Below are 18,806 nucleotides of genomic sequence, written 5' to 3'. Positions count from 1 at the left end.
GAACGATGCTGCAGCCAAAGCGCACAAAGTTCCGTAAGCAGTTCAAGGGCCGCATCCACGGTACCGCGAAGGGTGGCACCAACCTGGATTTCGGCGGCTTCGGACTGAAGGCGCTTGAGCCAAACCGCGTCACCGCGCGCGAGATCGAGGCGGCTCGCCGCGCGATCACCCGCGAAATGAAACGTCAGGGCCGCGTCTGGATCCGTATTTTCCCAGATGTGCCGGTCACGTCGAAGCCGACCGAAGTCCGCATGGGTAAGGGTAAGGGCGCCGTCGACTACTGGGCATGCCGCATCAAGCCAGGTCGCGTGATGTTCGAGATCGATGGTGTCTCCGAAGAAGTGGCGCGTGAAGCGCTGCGTCTCGGCGCTGCCAAGCTCTCGGTCAGGACGCGCTTCGTTCAGCGCATCGCAGAATAAGGAAGGGCTGATCATGAAAGCCTCAGACGTCAGGACGAAGACCCAGGACCAGCTCACTGACGAGCTCGCCAGCCTCAAGAAGGAGCAGTTCAACCTGCGCTTCCAGAAGGCGACCGGTCAGCTGGAAAAGACGGCGCGCGTGAAGCAAGTTCGTAAGGACATCGCGCGTATCAAGACCATCGCCGCCGAAAAATCGGCCGGCAAGAAGGCTTAAGGACGAGAACCATGCCAAAGCGCATCCTGCAGGGTACGGTCGTCAGCGACAAAAACGAGAAGACGGTCGTCGTCAAGGTCGAGCGTCGCTTCACGCACCCAGTGATGAAGAAGACCGTGCGTATGTCGAAGAACTACAAGGCGCACGACGAAAACAACGCCCACAAGGTGGGCGACCAGGTGTCTATCCAGGAATCGAAGCCGATATCCAAGGATAAGCGCTGGGTCGTCATTTCCACCGACCAGGCGTAACAACGAATTTTGGACAAGCCGGGGAGGGCGGTAGCCCATCCCGTTAGAGAAGAAGAAGGCGGCCAGTCATGATTCAGATGCAAACAAACCTCGACGTCGCGGACAATTCCGGCGCCCGTCGTGTCATGTGCATCAAGGTGCTGGGCGGCTCGAAGCGGAAGTATGCTTCTGTTGGCGACATCATCGTGGTGTCGATCAAGGAAGCCATTCCGCGCGGCCGCGTAAAGAAGGGTGATGTGATGAAGGCGGTCGTGGTTCGCACGGCCAAGGACATTCGTCGCCCGGACGGCAGCGTGATCCGTTTCGACAAGAACGCGGCCGTTCTTGTCGATAACAAGAAAGAACCTATCGGCACGCGTATCTTCGGGCCGGTTCCGCGCGAACTCCGCGCCAAGAACCACATGAAGATCATCTCGCTCGCGCCCGAAGTGCTGTAAGGAGCCGGAACAATGCAGAAGATCCGTAAAGGCGACAAGGTTGTCGTTCTGGCCGGCAAGGACAAGGGTCGCACCGGCGAGGTGCTGTCTGTCCAGCCGAAGGAAGACAAGGCACTTGTCCGCGGCGTGAACATGATCCGCCGCCACCAGAAGCAGTCCCAGACCCAAGAGGGCGGGATCATCACCAAGGAAGCGCCGATCCACCTGTCGAACCTCGCGCTCACCGACCCCAAGGATGGCAAGCCGACCCGCGTCGGTTTCCAGGTCCAGAAGGACGGCACGAAGGTGCGTGTCGCCAAGCGCTCGGGAGAAGTCATCAATGGCTAATGCAACCATCGAGCCGCGCTTGAAGACGGTCTACAAAGAGACCATCCGCCAGGCGATGCAGGAACAGTTCAAGTACGACAACGTCATGCAGATTCCGCGCATCGACAAGATCGTGCTCAACATGGGTGTTGGCGAAGCCACCGCGGACTCGAAGAAGCCCGCAGTTGCCGCTGAAGACCTGGCGATGATCGCTGGCCAGAAGCCGGTTGTCACCCGCGCCCGCAAGTCGATCGCCGGCTTCAAGGTGCGCGAGCAGATGCCGATCGGCGCCAAGGTGACGCTCCGCCAGGAGCGCATGTACGAGTTCCTTGACCGTTTGGTGAACATCGCACTGCCGCGCGTTCGCGACTTTCGCGGTCTGAACCCAAAAAGCTTTGACGGCCGTGGCAATTACGCTATGGGCATCAAGGAACACATCGTGTTCCCCGAGATCAATTACGACAAGGTTGATCAGATCTGGGGCATGGACATCATCGTTTGCACGACCGCCAAGACGGACGAAGAGGCCCGGGCTCTGCTCAAGGCTTTCAACTTCCCCTTCCGGCAGTAACGGCAGCGAGAAAAGGAAAAATCTGAAATGGCAAAGACCAGCTCAGTCGAGAAGAACAACCGGCGCCGCAAGCTTGTGGACCAGTACGCTGCCAAGCGTAAGGCTCTCAAGGACATCATCATGGATCAGTCCAAGCCGATCGAGGAACGCTTCCGCGCGCAGCTCAAGCTCGCCGCGCTGCCGCGCAACTCGGCCAAGATCCGTATCCGCAATCGTTGCGAAATCACCGGCCGTCCGCGTGCCTACTATCGCAAGCTTAAGATGTCGCGTATCGCCATGCGCGACCTGGGTTCGGTGGGAGCAATCCCCGGCCTGGTCAAGTCGAGCTGGTAAGGAGCATTTGATATGTCTTTGAGTGATCCTCTCGGCGATATGCTGACCCGCATCCGCAACGCCTATGGCCGCAAGAAGTCGACCGTGTCGACCCCGGCTTCCAGGCTGCGCGCCCGCGTCCTCGACGTTCTGAAGGCGGAAGGTTACATCCGCGACTACAGCCAGACCGACTTCGACAACGGCAAGTCCGAAATCGAAATCGAGTTGAAGTACTTCGACGGCCAGCCGGTGATTCGTGAAATCGCACGCGTCTCCAAGCCCGGTCGCCGTGTCTACGTCTCGTCCAAGTCGATTCCGCCCGTCGCCAACGGCCTCGGCATCTCGATCCTTTCGACCCCGAAGGGCGTGATGGCCGACCACGAAGCGCGCGAACAGAACGTCGGCGGGGAAATCCTCTGCCAGATCTTCTGATCTGCCTAGGCTGAAACAAGAAAGGCACGAGGACTATGTCTCGTATTGGCAAGAAACCCGTTCAGCTTCCGCAGGGCGTTACCGCAGCCGTCGACGGCCAGACCGTCACGGCGAAGGGCCCCAAGGGCGAGCTGAAGTTCGTGGTCAACAACGAAGTTCTGGTCACGCTGGAGAATGGCGAAATCGCTGTCCAGCCGCGCGACCAGTCGAAGGACGCCCGCTCCAAGTGGGGCATGTCGCGGACGCAGATCGTTAACATCCTGACGGGTGTTAAGGACGGCTTCGAAAAGAAGCTCGAGATCACCGGCGTCGGTTACCGTGCAACGCTCCAGGGCAAGAACCTGCAGCTGGCACTCGGCTTCAGCCATGACGTCGTCTACCAGACGCCGGAAGGCATCACCATCACGGTGCCGAAGCCGACCGAAATCGTGGTCAACGGCATCAACAAGCAGCAGGTTGGCCAGGTCGCCGCCGAGATCCGCGAATATCGTGGTCCGGAGCCCTATAAGGGCAAGGGCGTCCGCTATGCAGGCGAGAAGATCGTCCGCAAAGAAGGCAAGAAGAAGTAATAGCAACGCCGCGGTGCGCGGTCGCGGGAAGCATTTTGGCTTACCGCAGATGGCCGCGCCCGTTTCAGAAGGCAAGGAACCACTACCATGGCTTCGAAAGAAACCACTCTGCGTCGCGCTTCGCGCATCCGCCGCCAGATCAAGAAGGTCGCCAACGGCCGTCCGCGCCTGTCGGTTCACCGTACGTCGAAGAACATCTATGTTCAGGTCATCGACGACGCCAATGGCAAGACGCTCGCCGCCGCTTCGACCCTCGAGAAGGATCTCAAGGGCACGCTGAAGACCGGCGCTGACACTGCTGCCGCGACTGCGGTTGGCAAGCTGATCGCCGAGCGCGCTTCGAAGGCTGGCGTCAAGGACGTCGTTTTCGACCGTGGCGCCTACATCTATCACGGACGCATCAAGGCGCTGGCCGAGGCTGCCCGTGAAGGCGGTCTGAACTTCTGATGCAGTTTACGGCGTAGCGCGTGGCGCTGCGCCGCATCACTGACCAGTTGCAATAAATCCGGCGACGCTATAGACGCCGGATTTGGTTTTTAACCCCCGTGCTTCCGGAAAAAAATAAGGATAGGAATATGGCACAAGAACGTAGGGAAGGTGGTCGCGACCGTAGCCGTGACCGCGAAGAGCGCGACAGCGAATTCGTCGATAAGCTCGTCCACATCAACCGCGTTGCCAAGGTCGTCAAGGGCGGCCGGCGTTTCGGTTTTGCAGCACTCGTCGTTGTCGGCGACCAGAAGGGCCGCGTTGGCTTTGGTCACGGTAAGGCGCGCGAAGTGCCGGAAGCGATCCGCAAGGCAACCGAAGCTGCCAAGCGCGAAATGATTTTCGTGCCGCTCCGTTCGGGCCGTACGCTGCACCACGACGTTGAAGGTCGTTGGGGCGCCGGTCGCGTTCTGCTGCGCTCTGCCAAGCTGGGTACCGGCATCATCGCCGGCGGTCCTATGCGCGCTGTCTTCGAGACGCTCGGCATGCACGACGTCGTCGCCAAGTCGATGGGTTCGTCGAACCCATACAACATGGTTCGTGCGACCTTCGATGCGCTGAAGAGCCAGATGCATCCGAAGGATGTGGCTGCACAGCGCGGCATCAAGTATTCGACGCTTCAGGCCCGCCGCGGCACCGCCGTAGCGGCTGAAGAATAGTCGCTCGAGCTGACCAGGGACAATGACCATGGCCAAGAAAGTAACCAAGACCGTCACCGTCGAGCAGATCGGTAGCCCGATCCGCCGGCCGAAGGAACAGCGTGCCACGCTGGTCGGCCTCGGCCTCAACAAGATGCATCGCAAGCGCACCCTGGAGGATACTCCTTCCGTGCGCGGCATGATCGCAGCTGTCCAGCATCTCGTCCGCGTTGTGGACGAGGCGTAGGCCGATCGCAGGAGATAGAAGATGAAACTCAACGATCTGCGTGACAACGCCGGCGCGACCCACTCCAAGAAGCGTCTTGGCCGTGGTATCGGCTCCGGCACCGGCAAGACCGGCGGCCGCGGCGTCAAGGGTCAGAAGGCCCGTTCCGGCGTCGCGATCAACGGCTTCGAGGGTGGCCAGATGCCGCTCTATCGTCGCCTGCCGAAGCGCGGCTTCACCAACATTTTTGCCAAGAGCTACAACACCGTTTCGCTGGCCCGCATCCAGGTCGCGATCGATGCCAAGAAGCTCGACGCGAAAGAGACCGTGACGGCGGAAGCCCTCGTCAAGGCCGGCGTGATTCGCCGCGTCAAGGACGGCGTCCGCATCCTCGGCGACGGCGAACTCAAGGCCAAGGTGGCCTTTGACGTTGCCGGCGCTTCCAAGCCGGCGATCGAGAAGATCGAAAAGGCTGGAGGATCGGTGAAGCTGCCTGAAGTGGCAGCCGCCGAGTAAAAGGCTTTGCAAAGTAAGCGGCGGTAGAGATACCGCCGCTTGCATGTTTGCCGTCCGGAGCCTATCTCGTGGCTTCGGTGACACGCGCCGCGCCCATCGCGGCATTTCGGCGTGACCAAGCGGAGTACCCTGAATGGCATCGGCTGCTGAACAACTAGCATCCAATCTGAATTTCGCAGCCTTCGCCAAGGCCGAAGATCTCAAGAAAACGCATCTGGTTTACCCTCGGCGCGCTTTTGGTCTATCGCCTCGGTACCTACATTCCGCTTCCCGGGATCAATCCCGACGCATTCGCCCAGGCTTTCACCCAGCAGAGCCGCGGCGTGCTTGGCATTTTCAACATGTTTGCCGGCGGCGCCGTGCAGCGCATGGCGATCTTCGCCCTCGGCATCATGCCCTACATCTCCGCCTCCATCATCATGCAGCTCATGACGTCGGTCGTTCCGTCGCTTGAAGCGCTGAAGAAGGAAGGCGAGCAGGGCCGCAAGGTCATCAACCAGTATACCCGCTACGGCACCGTCCTTCTGGCCGTTGTCCAGGCCTACGGCATCTCAGCCGGCCTCGAAGGCGGCAACGGCATCGTCACCGATCCGGGCATGTTCTTCCGCGCTTCGACGGTCATCACGCTCGTCGGCGGCACGATGTTCCTGATGTGGCTTGGCGAACAGATCACCGCGCGTGGCATCGGCAACGGCATTTCGCTGATCATCTTCGCCGGCATCGTCGCAGGCCTTCCAAGCGCCATCAGCGGTACGCTGGAACTTGGCCGCACCGGAGCTCTGTCGACTGGCCTGATTCTCGCGATCATCGTGCTTGCGATCGTCGTCATCGCGTTGATCGTCTTCTTCGAGCGTGCCCAGCGCCGCCTTCTGATCCAGTATCCGAAGCGCCAGGTTGGCAACCGCATGTTCCAGGGCGATACGTCGCACCTGCCGCTCAAGCTCAACACCGCTGGCGTCATTCCTCCGATCTTCGCATCGTCGCTGCTGCTGCTGCCGGCAACCGTCGCGGGCTTCTCGAATACCGCTACGCTGCCAGGCTGGGTGAGCACCGTCATGGCCGCGCTTGGCCATGGCCAGCCGCTGTACATGCTGCTGTATGCCGCGATGATTGTCTTCTTCGCCTTCTTCTACACGGCGATCGTGTTCAATCCGAAGGATACGGCTGACCAGCTGAAGAAGCATTCGGGCTTTATCCCAGGCTATCGCCCCGGCGAACGCACGGCGGAATACATCGACTACGTGCTGACCCGCGTCACGGTCATCGGCGCTGCCTATCTCGTCTTCGTCTGCTTGATGCCCGAGTTCCTGATTTCGGCAACTGGCGTTCCGTTCTACCTTGGTGGTACTTCGCTTCTGATCGTGGTCAATGTAACCCTTGATACCGTGGCGCAGATTCAGGGTCACCTGATTGCCCATCAGTATGAGGGGCTGATCAAGAAGTCGAAGCTCCGTGGAGGTAAGAGGGGAAGATGAAGCTGATTTTGCTTGGGCCGCCGGGAGCGGGCAAGGGGACACAAGCGCAACGACTGGTCGAGAAATACGGCATCCCGCAATTGTCCACTGGTGACATGCTGCGGGCTGCGGTGAAGGCCGAAACCGATGTCGGCAAGCGCGCCAAGGCCGTCATGGACGCCGGCGAGTTGGTTTCGGACGAGATCGTCAACGCGATCGTCGCCGAGCGCATCGATCAGGACGACTGCAGCAAGGGGTTCATCCTCGATGGCTATCCGCGCACGCTGGCGCAGGCCGACGCAGTCGCCGACATGCTGGCAGAACGTGGCATGCACCTCGATGTGGTTATCGAACTCGTTGTCGACGACAAGGCGCTCGTAGGCCGGATCCTCAAGCGCGCCGAAGATGCGAAGGCAGCTGGTCAAGCCGTCCGCAAGGACGACAACGCCGAGGTGTTCGAAGAGCGGCTGCGCGAGTACTACAAGAAGACCGCGCCGCTGATCGGCTACTACTACGCCAACGATCTGCTCAAGCAGGTCGACGGCATGGCCGATATGGACGAGGTTACCGTGCAGATCGAGGCTGTCCTCGCGGACGCCACGCACTAAAAACAGCACTCGTGCTTGACTGATGGGCCGTACTGGAGTATGGCGGCCCGTCTTCCATTCAGGCATGATGTTGTGTGCCCGGTAGGGTGCATAGTCATATTGATACGGAAAACCCGCATGGGCCGGCCTCCACCGGACGCGGGGCAACTTGAAGCGCCGGCATTGTCCGGCCCAAATGGAGTGAAAAAATGGCTCGTATAGCCGGCGTTAATATTCCTACCAACAAGCGCGTTGTGATCTCGCTTCAGTACATTCACGGCATTGGCAAGAAGTTCGCCCAGGAGATCGTCGAGAAGGTCGGCATCCCGGCTGAACGTCGCGTCAACCAGCTGACCGATGCTGAAGTTCTGGCGATCCGCGAAACGATCGACCGCGACTATCAGGTCGAAGGCGATCTGCGCCGCGAAGTTTCGATCAACATCAAGCGTCTGATGGACCTCGGCTGCTACCGCGGCCTGCGTCACCGTCGTTCGCTTCCGGTCCGCGGCCAGCGCACGCATACCAATGCGCGCACCCGCAAGGGTCCGGCCAAGGCAATTGCCGGCAAGAAGAAGTAATTTCATTCCCGGCGGGTTTAGGCCCGCCGGTTTCGCCTTTTATGGGCGGGTGTTCGGCCTGACACCTTAAACGCAGGCTGGTGTAGCCGCTGGTATTACGGCGGTGAAGAGATCAACTGAAAGGACTACCATGGCTAAGGAAGCCGGCCGCGTTCGCCGTCGCGAACGCAAGAACATCTCGTCGGGCGTTGCCCACGTGAATTCGACCTTCAACAACACCATGATCACCATCTCCGATGCACAGGGCAACACGATTGCCTGGTCGTCGGCTGGTGCGCAGGGCTTCAAGGGTTCGCGCAAGTCGACCCCGTTCGCTGCCCAGATGGCTGCTGAAGACGTTGCCAAGAAGGCACAGGAACACGGCATGCGTATGCTTGAAGTCGAAGTTTGCGGTCCGGGTTCGGGTCGTGAGTCGGCTCTGCGCGCGCTCCAGGCTGCGGGTTTCACCATCACGTCGATCCGCGACGTGACGCCGATCCCGCACAATGGCTGCCGCCCGCGCAAGAAGCGTCGCGTCTAATATTTCACCCCCCGCGCGAGCGCCTTGTGCGCTCGTCTGCGGTTTCCAGGTCGCCCGTCACGATTGGATGGTGTCGGGCAAACGGAAGGAAGCGAATATGATCCAGAAAAACTGGCAGGAACTGATCAAGCCAAACAAGATCGAGTTCTCTTCCAAGAAGAAGACGTTGACCACGCTGGTCGCCGAGCCGCTCGAGCGCGGCTTCGGCCTGACGCTCGGCAATGCCCTGCGTCGCGTGCTGCTCTCGTCGCTTCGTGGCGCTGCCGTCACTGCCGTCCAGATCGACGGCGTGCTGCATGAGTTCTCGTCCATCGGCGGCGTTCGTGAAGACGTCACCGACATCGTGCTCAACATCAAGGAAATCGCCATCCGCATGGAAGGCGACGGCCCGAAGCGCATGGTCGTTCGCAAGCAGGGCCCCGGTGCCGTGCTCGCTGGCGACATCCAGACGGTCGGCGACGTCGAGATCCTGAACCCCGACCACGTCATCTGCACGCTCGACGAGGGCGCGGAGATCCGTATGGAGTTCACCGTCGACACCGGCAAGGGCTACGTGCCGGCTGAACGCAACCGCGCTGAAGACGCTCCGATCGGCCTCATTCCGGTCGACAGCCTCTACTCGCCGGTCAAGAAGGTTTCGTACAAGGTCGAGAACACCCGCGAGGGCCAGGTTCTGGACTACGACAAGCTGACCATGACCATCGAGACCGACGGTTCGATCACCGGTGAGGACGCAGTGGCATTCGCTGCTCGCATCCTGCAGGACCAGCTCGCGCTGTTCGTCAACTTCGACGAGCCGCAGAAGGAAGTTGCAGCCGAGGCCGTTACCGAGCTCGCCTTCAACCCGGCGCTGCTCAAGAAGGTCGACGAACTGGAGCTTTCGGTCCGTTCGGCCAACTGCCTCAAGAACGACAACATCGTTTACATCGGCGACCTGATCCAGAAGACGGAAGCAGAAATGCTGCGTACGCCGAACTTCGGCCGCAAGTCGCTCAACGAGATCAAGGAAGTTCTGGCCGCAATGGGCCTGCACCTCGGTATGGAAGTGCAGGACTGGCCGCCGGAGAACATCGAAGACCTCGCCAAGCGATACGAAGACCAGTACTAAAAAGACCTAGTCGAGCATGGTTCCGAGGACCGGATATTCCGGTCCGACGGCCTTGCGGAAAACCATTAGAGGCCGTGGCCTCTTGAACAACTGAAGAAGGAAAAGAGTCATGCGCCACGGTTTCAAAGGCCGCCGCTTCGCTCGCAGCGTAAGCCACCGCAAGTCCATGTTCGCCAACCTCTCGGTCTCGCTGATCGAGCACGAGCAGATCGTGACCACGCTCGAAAAGGCCAAGGACCTGCGTCCGATCGTCGAGAAGCTGGTGACTCTCGGCAAGCGCGGCGACCTGCATGCCCGCCGCCAGGTGATCGCCCAGATCGGCAACGAGGACGTCGTGAAGCGTCTGTTCGACATCGTCGCGCCGCGTTACGCCACCCGCAACGGCGGCTACCTGCGCATCATGAAGGCTGGCTTCCGCCGCGGTGACAACGCCGCGATGGCTGTCATCGAGTTCGTCGAGCGCGACACCTCGGCCAAGGGTGCGGGCGACCGCGTTCGCCTCGAAGCCGAAGCTACGAACGAAGCCGAAGCTGCATAAGCTTTCCGCACCGTTGTTTAGAACCGAAGGGGCCCTTGTGGCCCCTTTTGTTTTGAGCGATTGCCCGACGCTGCAGCGGTTCTTCCGCATCCTGCGCCAACTATGCGGAAATAAGCGCTTTCGCGCGCATACAGCCTTTCAATTTGCACAATCGTCACGACAATGGCGCGACTTATGCGTTGGAGGATTCGCCATGCGTGCGAAACGATATTTGCTGCTCGCGCTCGGCGCCTGGATGGCCGTTGCCGGTGGTGTTGCGGCCCAGGAAGCGACCAAGCCCGCCGAAGATCCAGGCCTGTCGGACGTGCTGACCGACCTGCTGAACGGCGGCAAGGACGGTACAGCCACGCCAGGTCCCGATCGTCGCGTGCCCTTCGGCCGCGAGGAGATGCAGCTTTCGTTCGCACCGCTGGTCAAGGATACGGCTGCTGCGGTCGTTAACGTCTACGCTTCCAAGCAGGTGAAGGCGCGTTCGCCTTTTGAAGGCGATCCGTTCTTCGAACAGTTTTTCGGCCGTGGCGCACCGCGCAATCGGTCGTCGCTCGGCTCGGGCGTGCTCGTCGATGCGAGCGGCATCATCGTCACCAACAATCACGTCGTCCAGGACGCCGACGAGGTGAAGGTGGCGCTGTCGGACGGCCGCGAGTTCACCTCCAAGGTCCTGCTCAAGGATGACTCGCTCGACCTGGCTGTGCTGAAGATCGATTCCGACAAGCCGTTCCCGACAATCGCCATTGGCGATTCCGACGCGCTGCAGGTTGGCGACCTGGTGCTTGCCATCGGCAATCCCTTCGGCGTCGGCCAGACCACGACCAGCGGCATCGTTTCGGCACTCGCCCGCACGCATATCGGTGTGTCCGACTCCGGCTTCTTCATCCAGACTGACGCCGCCATCAATCCGGGCAACTCCGGTGGTGCGCTGATCAACATGGGCGGCCAACTCATCGGCATCAATACCGCGATCTTCAGCCGCACCGGTGGCTCGATCGGTATCGGCTTTGCCATCCCTTCCAACATGGTGCGTGCCTTCACCGAAGCCGCCAAGGGCGGCGCGGAGTTCTTCGAACGGCCGTTCATCGGTGCCTCGTTCGAGCCGGTAACGCCGCAGATCGCCGAGTCGCTCGGCATGGATCATCCCTCGGGCGCGCTGATCTCGTCGGTCGACGAGAATGGTCCGGCGGCACGAGCGGGCCTCAAAGCTGGTGACGTCGTGCTGTCGTTCAACGGTGCGGCAATCGAGCACATGGAAGCGCTCGACTATCGTCTGGCGACCCAGCCGATCGGCGGCAAGGCGACGCTGTCGGTGCTGACCAAGGGCGAAGAGAAGGCCGTCGAAGTGGCGCTTGAGCGCGCGCCTGAAGGCGCCAGCTCGAATGAGGTCCTGTTGGGCGGCCGCAGCCCGTTTGCCGGTGCCAAGGTCGCCGTGCTGTCGCCGCGGCTGGCGCAGCGCCTGCGAGTCGCGACCGACACCAAAGGCGTGGTGATTGTCGGCGTTGACGGCGGCTCGGCCGCTGCAGGTTTTGGTTTCCAGGCGGGCGACATCGTACGTGAACTCAACGGCGAAACCATCGACACCGCCGAAAAGCTGAAGCAGCTTGCCGAGGAAGACACGCGCTGGTGGCGGTTCACCGTCGAGCGCGACGGTCGCATCATGCGGCAGATGCTGCGTTACTGAGTGCACGAGGACCATGCTGGAAAAGCTGGCAAATAGCGGGATCGTCAGGGGAGCTGGGTTTTGAGCTCCCTTTTCGACGAGTCCGTTCCGCGTCCGCTTGCCGAAACGCTGCGCCCGCAAAGCCTCCGCGAGGTCATCGGGCAGGACCATATACTCGGCCCTGACGGGCCGATCGGGCGCATGGTCAAGTCGAGGAAAGTGTCGTCGTTCATTCTTTGGGGGCCGCCGGGGGTTGGCAAGACGACGATTGCCAGGCTGGTCGCCAAGGAAGTCGGCCTCGATTTCGTCCAGCTTTCGGCGGTTCTCTCAGGCGTTGCGGATCTGCGAAAGGTCGTCGATGCCGCCAAGCAGCTCCGCAGCGGGGCGGGGCGGCAGACAGTGGTGTTTGTCGACGAGCTCCACCGTTTCAACAGGACCACGCAGGACGCGTTGCTGCCGCATGTCGAGGACGGCACGATTGTGCTGATCGGCGCGACGACGGAGAACCCGAGCTTCAGCCTGGTCGCTGCACTGCTGTCGCGCGCAAAAGTCTACACGCTCAAGCGCTTCGAAAAAGAAGACCTCGCCGTCCTTGCCGAGCGTGCGGAAGCGCATGCCGGCAAGACGCTTCCGCTCGACGCAGCCGCGCGTGACGCGCTGTTGACCATGGCTGATGGCGACGGCCGCTATCTGATCGGGCTCTGCGAGGAGTTGCTCGCGCTTCCCTTCGGCACAGTGCTGGACGTTGCTGGGCTGGCCGAAACCGTCCAGAAGCGGGCGCCGGTCTACGACAAGGGCCAGGAAGAGCATTACAACATGCTCAGTTGCTTCCATAAGAGCTTGCGCGGCAGTGACGTTCAGGCGGCCCTCTATTGGGCGGCGCGCATGGTTGTCGGCGGCGAATCGCCTGCCACGATCTTCCGCCGGCTGGCATGTGCGGCATCCGAAGACGTCGGCATGGCCGACCCGCAGGCGATGCCGCAGGTCGTTGCTGCCTGGACCGCATTCGAGCGGGTAGGGTGGCCAGAGGGACGGCTGTTCATGGCGCAGGCCATCACCTATGTGGCAACGGCGCCCAAGTCGAACGCCTCCTATATGGGGTTCAACCAGGCGATAGCCATGGCACAGCAGACCGGATCGCTGGCGCCGCCTAAACACATCCTCAATGCGCCGACCAAGCTGATGAAAGAACTCGGCTACCACGAGGGCTATAAATACGACCACGACTATCCCGACGCATTCTCCGGGCAGGAGTTCCTGCCCGACGAACTGGCCGGCCCCAATCGTCCGGAATTCTACGCGCCCAACGAGCGAGGTTTTGAGCGGGATATCAAGAAGCGGCTGGAATTTTGGGCGCGCAACAAGGTCAACCGCCGCCAATCCGACGACTAGCCGTCCACGGTGCCGTCCGTTGAGCATTCTGCCGGACGCAGCTCGATCGCTCCCGACCTGAATGGGAGGGACGGCCGGGCAGGGTAGATGCTTGGTATCAGGCCTCAATCATTGCAAAGTTTCGATTGCAAAAAAATGCAATCATATATATGTAAGCGTAACAGCGACACCGTTGTGGTGACGCCTGCATGAATGAAGCGTCCGGCAAATCCGATTGGCAGAACGGAAATCGGGACGGTGCGGTGGCGAACCAAGGTCAATATCGTGAAGCTCGAACCCGATACAGCGATGTCAGATCTGCTTGAACGGGCAGGGGAGGCTTCGGATTTCTTGAAGAAGCTCGCCAATCCCAGCCGCCTGATGATCGTCTGTGCACTCGTCGACGGCGAGCGTTCGGTGCGCGATCTCGAAGACAGCCTCGGCATACGTCAGCCGGGATTGTCGCAGCAGATTGCCGAACTGCGTGATGCCGGACTGATTGCCGGACGCAAGGAATCGAAATCCGTCTTTTATCGTCTCGCCGACGAGCGGGTAGTGGAGATCGTAACGCTGCTCTACCGCATGTTCTGCCAGCCGGGCGCCCAATCCATTTCAATGGAAGATAGCAAGAATGACTGAATTCACACCCATCGCGTCCACCATGGGCGGCGTTCTGGTCGGCCTCTCGGCGGTGCTGCTGATGGCGTGGGAAGGACGCATTGCTGGCGTCAGCGGCATCGCCGGCAAACTGCTGCCGCCATATGCTGACGGTGCCTTCCTGTCGCGCCTGGGATTCATACTGGGCCTTGTGGCAGCACCTCTGATCTATCTGCTGGTCACCGGCAACGAGACCCCTCAAACCGTTTCTTCCGACATGCCGCTGATGGCTTTTGCCGGGCTGCTTGTCGGTTTCGGTTCGGTTTACGGCAATGGCTGCACCAGTGGGCATGGCGTCTGCGGGCTGTCGCGGCTTTCCATCCGCTCTTTGGTCGCGACGGCAACCTTCATGGCGACAGCCTTTGCCACTGTCTTCATCGTCCGGCACTTGTTGGGAGCTTGACCATGTCCTTTGTTGTCAATCTCATGCTTGGCCTGCTGTTCGGCACCGGCCTTGTCGTTTCCGGTATGTCCGACCCGGCCAAGGTGCTGAATTTTCTCGACCTGTTCGGTAGCTGGGATCCGTCCCTGGCTTTCGTCATGGGCGGTGCAGTCATCACTGCCTTCTTCGGCTACCGCCTTGTATTCAAACGCGAAAAACCGGTCGCAGCTGCGTCGTTCCATCTGCCAAGCAGCAACGCAGTCGACAGTCGGATCCTGATCGGTCCCGCCATTTTCGGCATCGGCTGGGGACTGGGCGGCTTTTGCCCAGGTCCGGCGCTGACGGCAACGGCGCTCGCTGCGACCGGCACCTATGCCTTCCTACCGATGATGTTTGTCGGCATGTGGCTGGCCAGGACGAGCACCGTCAGGCGGGTCGCCGCGGCTGCCTGACCTCGTCGGCCTGAGATATCCGCATGGTGGCTAATATGCCGGGCAGGGTGCCTGTCAGCCCAACTTGCGGAACGTGCTGAACTGGAAACGCTGTACGCTGTCCCACGGCGTCTTGTGTTCGTGTCGGCGCGTGTCGATCAGCGCGAAGCCGCCGCCCAGCAGCTTGCCGATGCTGTCGGCATCGTGCCTGACGATTGGCAGGCCACTGCATTTCTCGGGACCGTCAGGCGCGAATGTCCCGATGATCGCGTGGCCGCCAGGCTTCAACGCGCGCGTCAAGACAGTGGCGTAAGCTGCCTGATCGGCGGCATTGGTGAGGAAGTGGAATGCAGCGCGATCATGCCAGATGTCGTAACCGCGGTTTGGCTGCCAGGCGGTCACGTCGCTGCAGATCCATCTGACGCGATTCGCGTCCGGGCCGAGACGCGCACGATCGCTGTCGAGCGCAGCCTGCGAAATATCAAGTACGGTCACATCGCCATAGCCCTGGCCGATCAGCGCATCGACGAGATGCGAAGCGCCAGCGCCGATATCGACGATGGTCGCAGTTGGCGTGGCATCGGCCAGCGTAAGCAGCGTCAGCGACGGTTCCGGCGTCTGCTGGAACCAACTGACCTGATCTTCCGTCTTGGTGCGATAGATGGTTTCCCAATGGGACGCGCGGTCGTTGCTCACAGCAAAGCTCCAAGGATCCGGCTAAGGCCGATCAGGCTTCAAAGAGGGGCACGTCTGACGCTCGGACGCATAGGTATCTGAAAGTCGCATAAGATAGATTATGGAACAAGTGCGCTATACTGGAGCGCAGTTTGCCTGCCGTTCTTCCACTCCATCGAGCAAGCCTGCAAGCTTGCCCGGTTCATCTGCCTGCGCTGTTCGCAACGTCGCCAGGCAGACATTGACCCCTGACTGCATCAAGCAGTCAGCGTATCAATCTGACGGACAAGGCATTTCTATGATCATGCCATCATGTGCCGGTTCGACATGTGCCGGCGTCGCAGCCACAACGGCGTCATAGTCCAGCGGCACATGCATATGCGTCAGCACTGCCTTGTTTGGCTGCAGCCTGTCGATCCATTGCAGCGCTTCCGACAGCGACAGGTGGCTGACATGAGGCTTGTGCTGCAGCGCATCGACGACCAGCAGCTCCAGGCCTGTCATCAGTGCTGCCGTGGCCTCCGGGAAGTCGCTGACATCGGAGCAATAGGCGATCGGCCCAATGCGAAAGCCGAGCGAAATGATGTCACCATGAATCTGTGGCAGCGGCAAAAAGGTGAGGGCGCCCCCCTCTCCTGTTATGACAAACGGCTGATCGTGGTCGATGATGTGAGGCCGCACGATAGGCGGATACGCGCTTCCCGGCGGCGTTTCGATGCAATAGCCGAATGCCTGCTTCAGCCGCTCCAGCGTGAACTGGTCGGCATGGATATCGATCAGGCTGCCGCGCTCGAGCACATAGCCCCTGAGATCATCTATACCGTGGATATGGTCCGCATGCGGATGCGTGTAGACGACGGCGTCGATGTGGCTGACGCCTGCCGCCAGCATCTGGGTACGGAAATCCGGCCCGGTGTCGATGATGACACGCGTTGTGCCGGACGCCGAAACGCGCTCGACCATCGCTGCCGCGCGGGTGCGCCGGTTCTTCGGATTGGTTGGATCGCACGCACCCCAGTCGCCGGTGATGCGCGGTGTGCCCGGCGAAGAGCCGCAGCCCAGAATGGTGAGGCGCAGCACATCGGCCATGGCGTCAGGCAGGCCTAGGCATCTTGGTGAACAGCCGGAAGAAATTGTCCGTGGTGATCTCGGCGATTTCAGCAGCGCTGACGCCGATCGTCTCGGCCAGAACCGCAGCCGTGTGCGACACAAAAGCCGGTTCGTTGCGCTTGCCACGATGCGGCGGCGGCGCAAGGTAAGGTGCATCGGTTTCGACCAGCAGCCGGTCGCGCGGTACGTCCTTGGCGATCTCGCGCAGCTCGGCCGAGTTCTTGAACGTCACAATGCCGGAGAACGACACGTAGCCGCCGAGCTCGACGCCAATGCGGGCAAGCTCGGCGCCGGAGGAAAAGCAGTGCAGGATGAAGGGGAAGGCGCCCTTCCCTGTTTCTTCCCTGAGGATATCAGCCATGTCGTCATCGGCATTGCGGGCGTGGATGACCAGCGGCAAGCCGGTCTCGCGGGCTGCCGCGATGTGGACTCGCAGGCCCCGGGCCTGTGCATCGCGCGGCGCCTTGTCGTAGAAATAGTCGAGCCCCGCCTCACCGATCGCCACCACCTTGGGACGCGCTGCCAGTTTGACGAGATCGGCCGTGGTCACGTCGAGTTCTTCGGCAGCATTGTGCGGATGGGTGCCGACCGAGCAATAGACTTCGTCATATTCTTCGGCGATCGCAAGCACTTGTTCGAAGCGCTTCACGCGCGTCGAGATGGTGACCATACGTTCGACCCCGGCGGCCTTGGCGCGCGCGATGATATCCCCGCGCTCCTCGGCGAAGTCAGGAAAGTCGAGATGGCAATGACTGTCGACCAGCATTCCTGAAGGCCTCAGCTTTCCGCCGCCTGCTCGACATAGCGCGGGAATACCGGTTGCGGTGTCGGCAGAGCCGCGCCCGAAACCAGGCCATGCGCTTCATCGACATGAACAAAGTCCCGGTCGGTCACGGCGAGCAGATCGAGCAGCTTTGCCGCAGAGCCCGGGATGAACGGCTGGCACATGATGCCGACGCGGCGGATCACCTCGGCGGTGGTCCACAGCACGGTTTCCATGCGCGCCGGATCGGACTTCTTCAGCGCCCACGGCTCCTGCGCCGCGAAATAGCGGTTGGCCTCGGCAACCACGGCAAAGATCGCCGCAAGGGCGTGGTGGATGCCCTGCTCCGCCATGGTCTTGCGCGCGGTCACCAGTGCAGCCGTCGCCTGATCGAGGATCGCCTTGTCGGCATCGGCCAGTTCGCCGCGCTGCGGAACGACGCCGTTGCAGTTCTTGGCGATCATCGACAGCGAGCGCTGCGCCAGATTGCCGAGATCGTTGGCGAGGTCGGCATTGGTGCGATTGACGATCGCCTCGTGGCTGTAGCTGCCATCCTGGCCGAACGGCACCTCGCGCAGCAGGAAATAACGCACCTGGTCGAGGCCGTAATGTTCGACCATCGTGAACGGGTCGACGACGTTGCCGAGCGACTTCGACATCTTCTCGCCGCGGTTGAACAGGAAGCCGTGGCCGAACACGCGCTTAGGCAGTTCGATGCCAGCTGACATCAGGAAAGCCGGCCAGTAGACGGCGTGGAAGCGCACGATATCCTTGCCGATGATGTGCACCGCAGGCCAGTAAGCCCACTTCTCGGCACTGGTGTCGGGATAGCCAAGCGCGGTGATGTAGTTGGTCAGCGCATCGACCCAGACATACATCACATGCTTTTCGTCGCCCGGCACCGGCACGCCCCAGTCGAAGGTCGTGCGCGAGATCGACAGGTCCTTCAGGCCGGAACGGACGAAGCTCGCCACCTCGTTGCGGCGCTCGTTGGGTCCGATAAAATCGGGCTGGCTGTCGTAGAGCGCCAGCAGCTTGTCCTGATAGGCTGAGAGACGGAAGAAATAGCTCTCTTCCTCGACCCATTCGACCGGCGTGCCCTGCGGGCCGTAACGCACATTGTCGGGGCGGACTTCGGTCTCTTCTTCGCCGTAATAGGCTTCGTCGCGCACCGAATACCAGCCTGCATAGCTGCTCTTGTAGATGTCGCCCTTCGCCGCCATCGCCTGCCAGATCGCCTGGGAGGCAGCGTAGTGGCGCTCTTCGGTGGTGCGGATGAAATCATCGTTCGACGCATTCAGAAGAGTTGCCATCTTCTTGAATTCATTCGAATTACGGTCGGCGAGTTCACGTGCCGAGATGCCTTCCCGATTGGCCGTCTGCAACATCTTGATGCCATGCTCGTCGGTGCCGGTCAGGAAGAACACGTCCTTGCCGTCATGGCGCTGGAAACGGGCGAGCGCGTCGGTGGCGATCAGCTCGTAGGCATGGCCGATATGCGGCTTGCCGTTCGGATAAGAGATCGCGGTCGTGATATAGAATTTTTCGCGGGACATGGATGGGCCGTCATGAATGTCGGATTGAAAGGGTCGCGGTCAGAT

27 protein-coding genes and 1 pseudogene are annotated in these 18,806 nt (G+C 61.0%); 24 read left to right on the top strand and 4 right to left on the bottom strand.

All coding sequences use genetic code 11. The features are described from left to right. The first annotated feature begins 5 nt into the window (after positions 1 to 5). The 24 genes and pseudogenes from rplP (at position 6) to ACHMW7_RS17845 (ending at position 14,678) form a co-directional block, all read left to right on the top strand. Positions 6 to 419: a 50S ribosomal protein L16 gene (gene rplP / locus ACHMW7_RS17960; protein WP_055976423.1), complete on the top strand. Its 414-nt coding sequence runs from the start codon at positions 6 to 8 to the stop codon at positions 417 to 419. A gap of 13 nt (positions 420 to 432) precedes the next feature. After that, a complete protein-coding gene (rpmC, locus tag ACHMW7_RS17955) occupies positions 433 to 633 on the top strand; it encodes a 50S ribosomal protein L29 (RefSeq protein ID WP_395446937.1) in 201 nt (66 codons plus the stop codon). A gap of 11 nt (positions 634 to 644) precedes the next feature. Further along, positions 645 to 884: a 30S ribosomal protein S17 gene (gene rpsQ / locus ACHMW7_RS17950; RefSeq protein WP_395446936.1), complete on the top strand. Its 240-nt coding sequence runs from the start codon at positions 645 to 647 to the stop codon at positions 882 to 884. Positions 885 to 952: 68 nt separating this feature from the next. Beyond that, positions 953 to 1,321: a 50S ribosomal protein L14 gene (rplN, locus tag ACHMW7_RS17945; protein WP_006205457.1), complete on the top strand. Its 369-nt coding sequence runs from the start codon at positions 953 to 955 to the stop codon at positions 1,319 to 1,321. 12 nt (positions 1,322 to 1,333) lie between these two features. Continuing rightward, positions 1,334 to 1,648, top strand: coding sequence for a 50S ribosomal protein L24 (rplX, locus tag ACHMW7_RS17940; protein WP_395446935.1), 315 nt, complete (start codon positions 1,334 to 1,336; stop codon positions 1,646 to 1,648). Next, the gene (gene rplE / locus ACHMW7_RS17935; protein ID WP_395446934.1) at positions 1,641 to 2,198 is read left to right on the top strand and encodes a 50S ribosomal protein L5; all 558 of its coding nucleotides are present in this window, start codon (positions 1,641 to 1,643) and stop codon (positions 2,196 to 2,198) included. Before rplX ends, rplE begins: the two co-directional genes overlap by 8 nt. A gap of 27 nt (positions 2,199 to 2,225) precedes the next feature. Next, positions 2,226 to 2,531, top strand: coding sequence for a 30S ribosomal protein S14 (rpsN, locus tag ACHMW7_RS17930; RefSeq protein ID WP_395446933.1), 306 nt, complete (start codon positions 2,226 to 2,228; stop codon positions 2,529 to 2,531). Positions 2,532 to 2,543: 12 nt separating this feature from the next. Beyond that, entirely contained in the window at positions 2,544 to 2,942 is a 399-nt protein-coding gene (gene rpsH, locus ACHMW7_RS17925; protein ID WP_395446932.1) for a 30S ribosomal protein S8, read from the top strand. Positions 2,943 to 2,977: 35 nt separating this feature from the next. Continuing rightward, entirely contained in the window at positions 2,978 to 3,511 is a 534-nt protein-coding gene (rplF, locus tag ACHMW7_RS17920; RefSeq protein WP_395446931.1) for a 50S ribosomal protein L6, read from the top strand. Positions 3,512 to 3,598: 87 nt separating this feature from the next. Then, positions 3,599 to 3,958, top strand: a complete 360-nt coding sequence (gene rplR / locus ACHMW7_RS17915; RefSeq protein ID WP_395446930.1) for a 50S ribosomal protein L18 — start codon at positions 3,599 to 3,601, stop codon at positions 3,956 to 3,958. A 128-nt stretch (positions 3,959 to 4,086) separates the two neighbouring features. Then, complete coding sequence (rpsE, locus tag ACHMW7_RS17910; RefSeq protein WP_395446929.1) at positions 4,087 to 4,656, top strand: 30S ribosomal protein S5; 570 nt, start codon at positions 4,087 to 4,089, stop codon at positions 4,654 to 4,656. A gap of 28 nt (positions 4,657 to 4,684) precedes the next feature. Continuing rightward, entirely contained in the window at positions 4,685 to 4,882 is a 198-nt protein-coding gene (rpmD, locus tag ACHMW7_RS17905; protein ID WP_109577106.1) for a 50S ribosomal protein L30, read from the top strand. A gap of 21 nt (positions 4,883 to 4,903) precedes the next feature. Further along, a complete protein-coding gene (gene rplO, locus ACHMW7_RS17900; protein WP_184774723.1) occupies positions 4,904 to 5,377 on the top strand; it encodes a 50S ribosomal protein L15 in 474 nt (157 codons plus the stop codon). A gap of 133 nt (positions 5,378 to 5,510) precedes the next feature. Next, positions 5,511 to 6,852 (top strand): annotated as a pseudogene (gene secY, locus ACHMW7_RS17895) (preprotein translocase subunit SecY). Continuing rightward, positions 6,849 to 7,439: an adenylate kinase gene (locus ACHMW7_RS17890; RefSeq protein WP_395446928.1), complete on the top strand. Its 591-nt coding sequence runs from the start codon at positions 6,849 to 6,851 to the stop codon at positions 7,437 to 7,439. The pseudogene secY and the gene ACHMW7_RS17890 overlap by 4 nt, the downstream one beginning before the upstream one ends. Before the next feature lie 188 nt (positions 7,440 to 7,627). Next, positions 7,628 to 7,996 carry a 30S ribosomal protein S13 gene (gene rpsM, locus ACHMW7_RS17885; protein WP_108608175.1) on the top strand — a complete coding sequence of 123 codons (369 nt, stop codon included), beginning with the start codon at positions 7,628 to 7,630 and terminating at the stop codon, positions 7,994 to 7,996. 130 nt (positions 7,997 to 8,126) lie between these two features. Continuing rightward, complete coding sequence (rpsK, locus tag ACHMW7_RS17880) at positions 8,127 to 8,516, top strand: 30S ribosomal protein S11 (RefSeq protein WP_184774718.1); 390 nt, start codon at positions 8,127 to 8,129, stop codon at positions 8,514 to 8,516. Positions 8,517 to 8,613: 97 nt separating this feature from the next. Continuing rightward, complete coding sequence (locus ACHMW7_RS17875; RefSeq protein WP_055976463.1) at positions 8,614 to 9,624, top strand: DNA-directed RNA polymerase subunit alpha; 1,011 nt, start codon at positions 8,614 to 8,616, stop codon at positions 9,622 to 9,624. Positions 9,625 to 9,733: 109 nt separating this feature from the next. Beyond that, complete coding sequence (gene rplQ / locus ACHMW7_RS17870; RefSeq protein ID WP_395446927.1) at positions 9,734 to 10,162, top strand: 50S ribosomal protein L17; 429 nt, start codon at positions 9,734 to 9,736, stop codon at positions 10,160 to 10,162. Positions 10,163 to 10,355: 193 nt separating this feature from the next. Further along, the gene (locus tag ACHMW7_RS17865) at positions 10,356 to 11,837 is read left to right on the top strand and encodes a DegQ family serine endoprotease (RefSeq protein WP_395446926.1); all 1,482 of its coding nucleotides are present in this window, start codon (positions 10,356 to 10,358) and stop codon (positions 11,835 to 11,837) included. A 60-nt stretch (positions 11,838 to 11,897) separates the two neighbouring features. Further along, entirely contained in the window at positions 11,898 to 13,208 is a 1,311-nt protein-coding gene (locus ACHMW7_RS17860) for a replication-associated recombination protein A (protein ID WP_395446925.1), read from the top strand. A gap of 288 nt (positions 13,209 to 13,496) precedes the next feature. Next, a complete protein-coding gene (locus tag ACHMW7_RS17855) occupies positions 13,497 to 13,826 on the top strand; it encodes an ArsR/SmtB family transcription factor (protein ID WP_395451356.1) in 330 nt (109 codons plus the stop codon). Continuing rightward, complete coding sequence (locus tag ACHMW7_RS17850; protein ID WP_395446924.1) at positions 13,819 to 14,247, top strand: YeeE/YedE family protein; 429 nt, start codon at positions 13,819 to 13,821, stop codon at positions 14,245 to 14,247. The genes ACHMW7_RS17855 and ACHMW7_RS17850 overlap by 8 nt, the downstream gene beginning before the upstream one ends. Positions 14,248 to 14,249: 2 nt before the next feature. Next, the gene (locus tag ACHMW7_RS17845) at positions 14,250 to 14,678 is read left to right on the top strand and encodes a DUF6691 family protein (protein ID WP_395446923.1); all 429 of its coding nucleotides are present in this window, start codon (positions 14,250 to 14,252) and stop codon (positions 14,676 to 14,678) included. A 54-nt stretch (positions 14,679 to 14,732) separates the two neighbouring features. On the opposite strand, the gene ACHMW7_RS17840 is transcribed toward ACHMW7_RS17845, so the two are convergent. The 4 genes from ACHMW7_RS17840 to metG form a co-directional block, all read right to left on the bottom strand. Beyond that, positions 14,733 to 15,353 carry a class I SAM-dependent methyltransferase gene (locus ACHMW7_RS17840; protein WP_395446922.1) on the bottom strand — a complete coding sequence of 207 codons (621 nt, stop codon included), beginning with the start codon at positions 15,351 to 15,353 and terminating at the stop codon, positions 14,733 to 14,735. Between the two features lie 252 nt (positions 15,354 to 15,605). Next, positions 15,606 to 16,421, bottom strand: coding sequence for an MBL fold metallo-hydrolase (locus tag ACHMW7_RS17835; protein ID WP_395446921.1), 816 nt, complete (start codon positions 16,419 to 16,421; stop codon positions 15,606 to 15,608). A 4-nt stretch (positions 16,422 to 16,425) separates the two neighbouring features. Continuing rightward, on the bottom strand, positions 16,426 to 17,208 hold the full coding sequence (locus tag ACHMW7_RS17830) for a TatD family hydrolase (RefSeq protein ID WP_395446920.1): 783 nt from the start codon (positions 17,206 to 17,208) through the stop codon (positions 16,426 to 16,428). Positions 17,209 to 17,219: 11 nt separating this feature from the next. Continuing rightward, positions 17,220 to 18,761, bottom strand: coding sequence for a methionine--tRNA ligase (metG, locus tag ACHMW7_RS17825; protein WP_395446919.1), 1,542 nt, complete (start codon positions 18,759 to 18,761; stop codon positions 17,220 to 17,222). Positions 18,762 to 18,806 lie beyond the last annotated feature (45 nt).

This window comes from Aminobacter sp. UC22_36, assembly GCF_044056035.1.
GTDB lineage: Bacteria > Pseudomonadota > Alphaproteobacteria > Rhizobiales > Rhizobiaceae > Aminobacter.
This window is presented reverse-complemented; position numbering and strand designations above follow the sequence as displayed.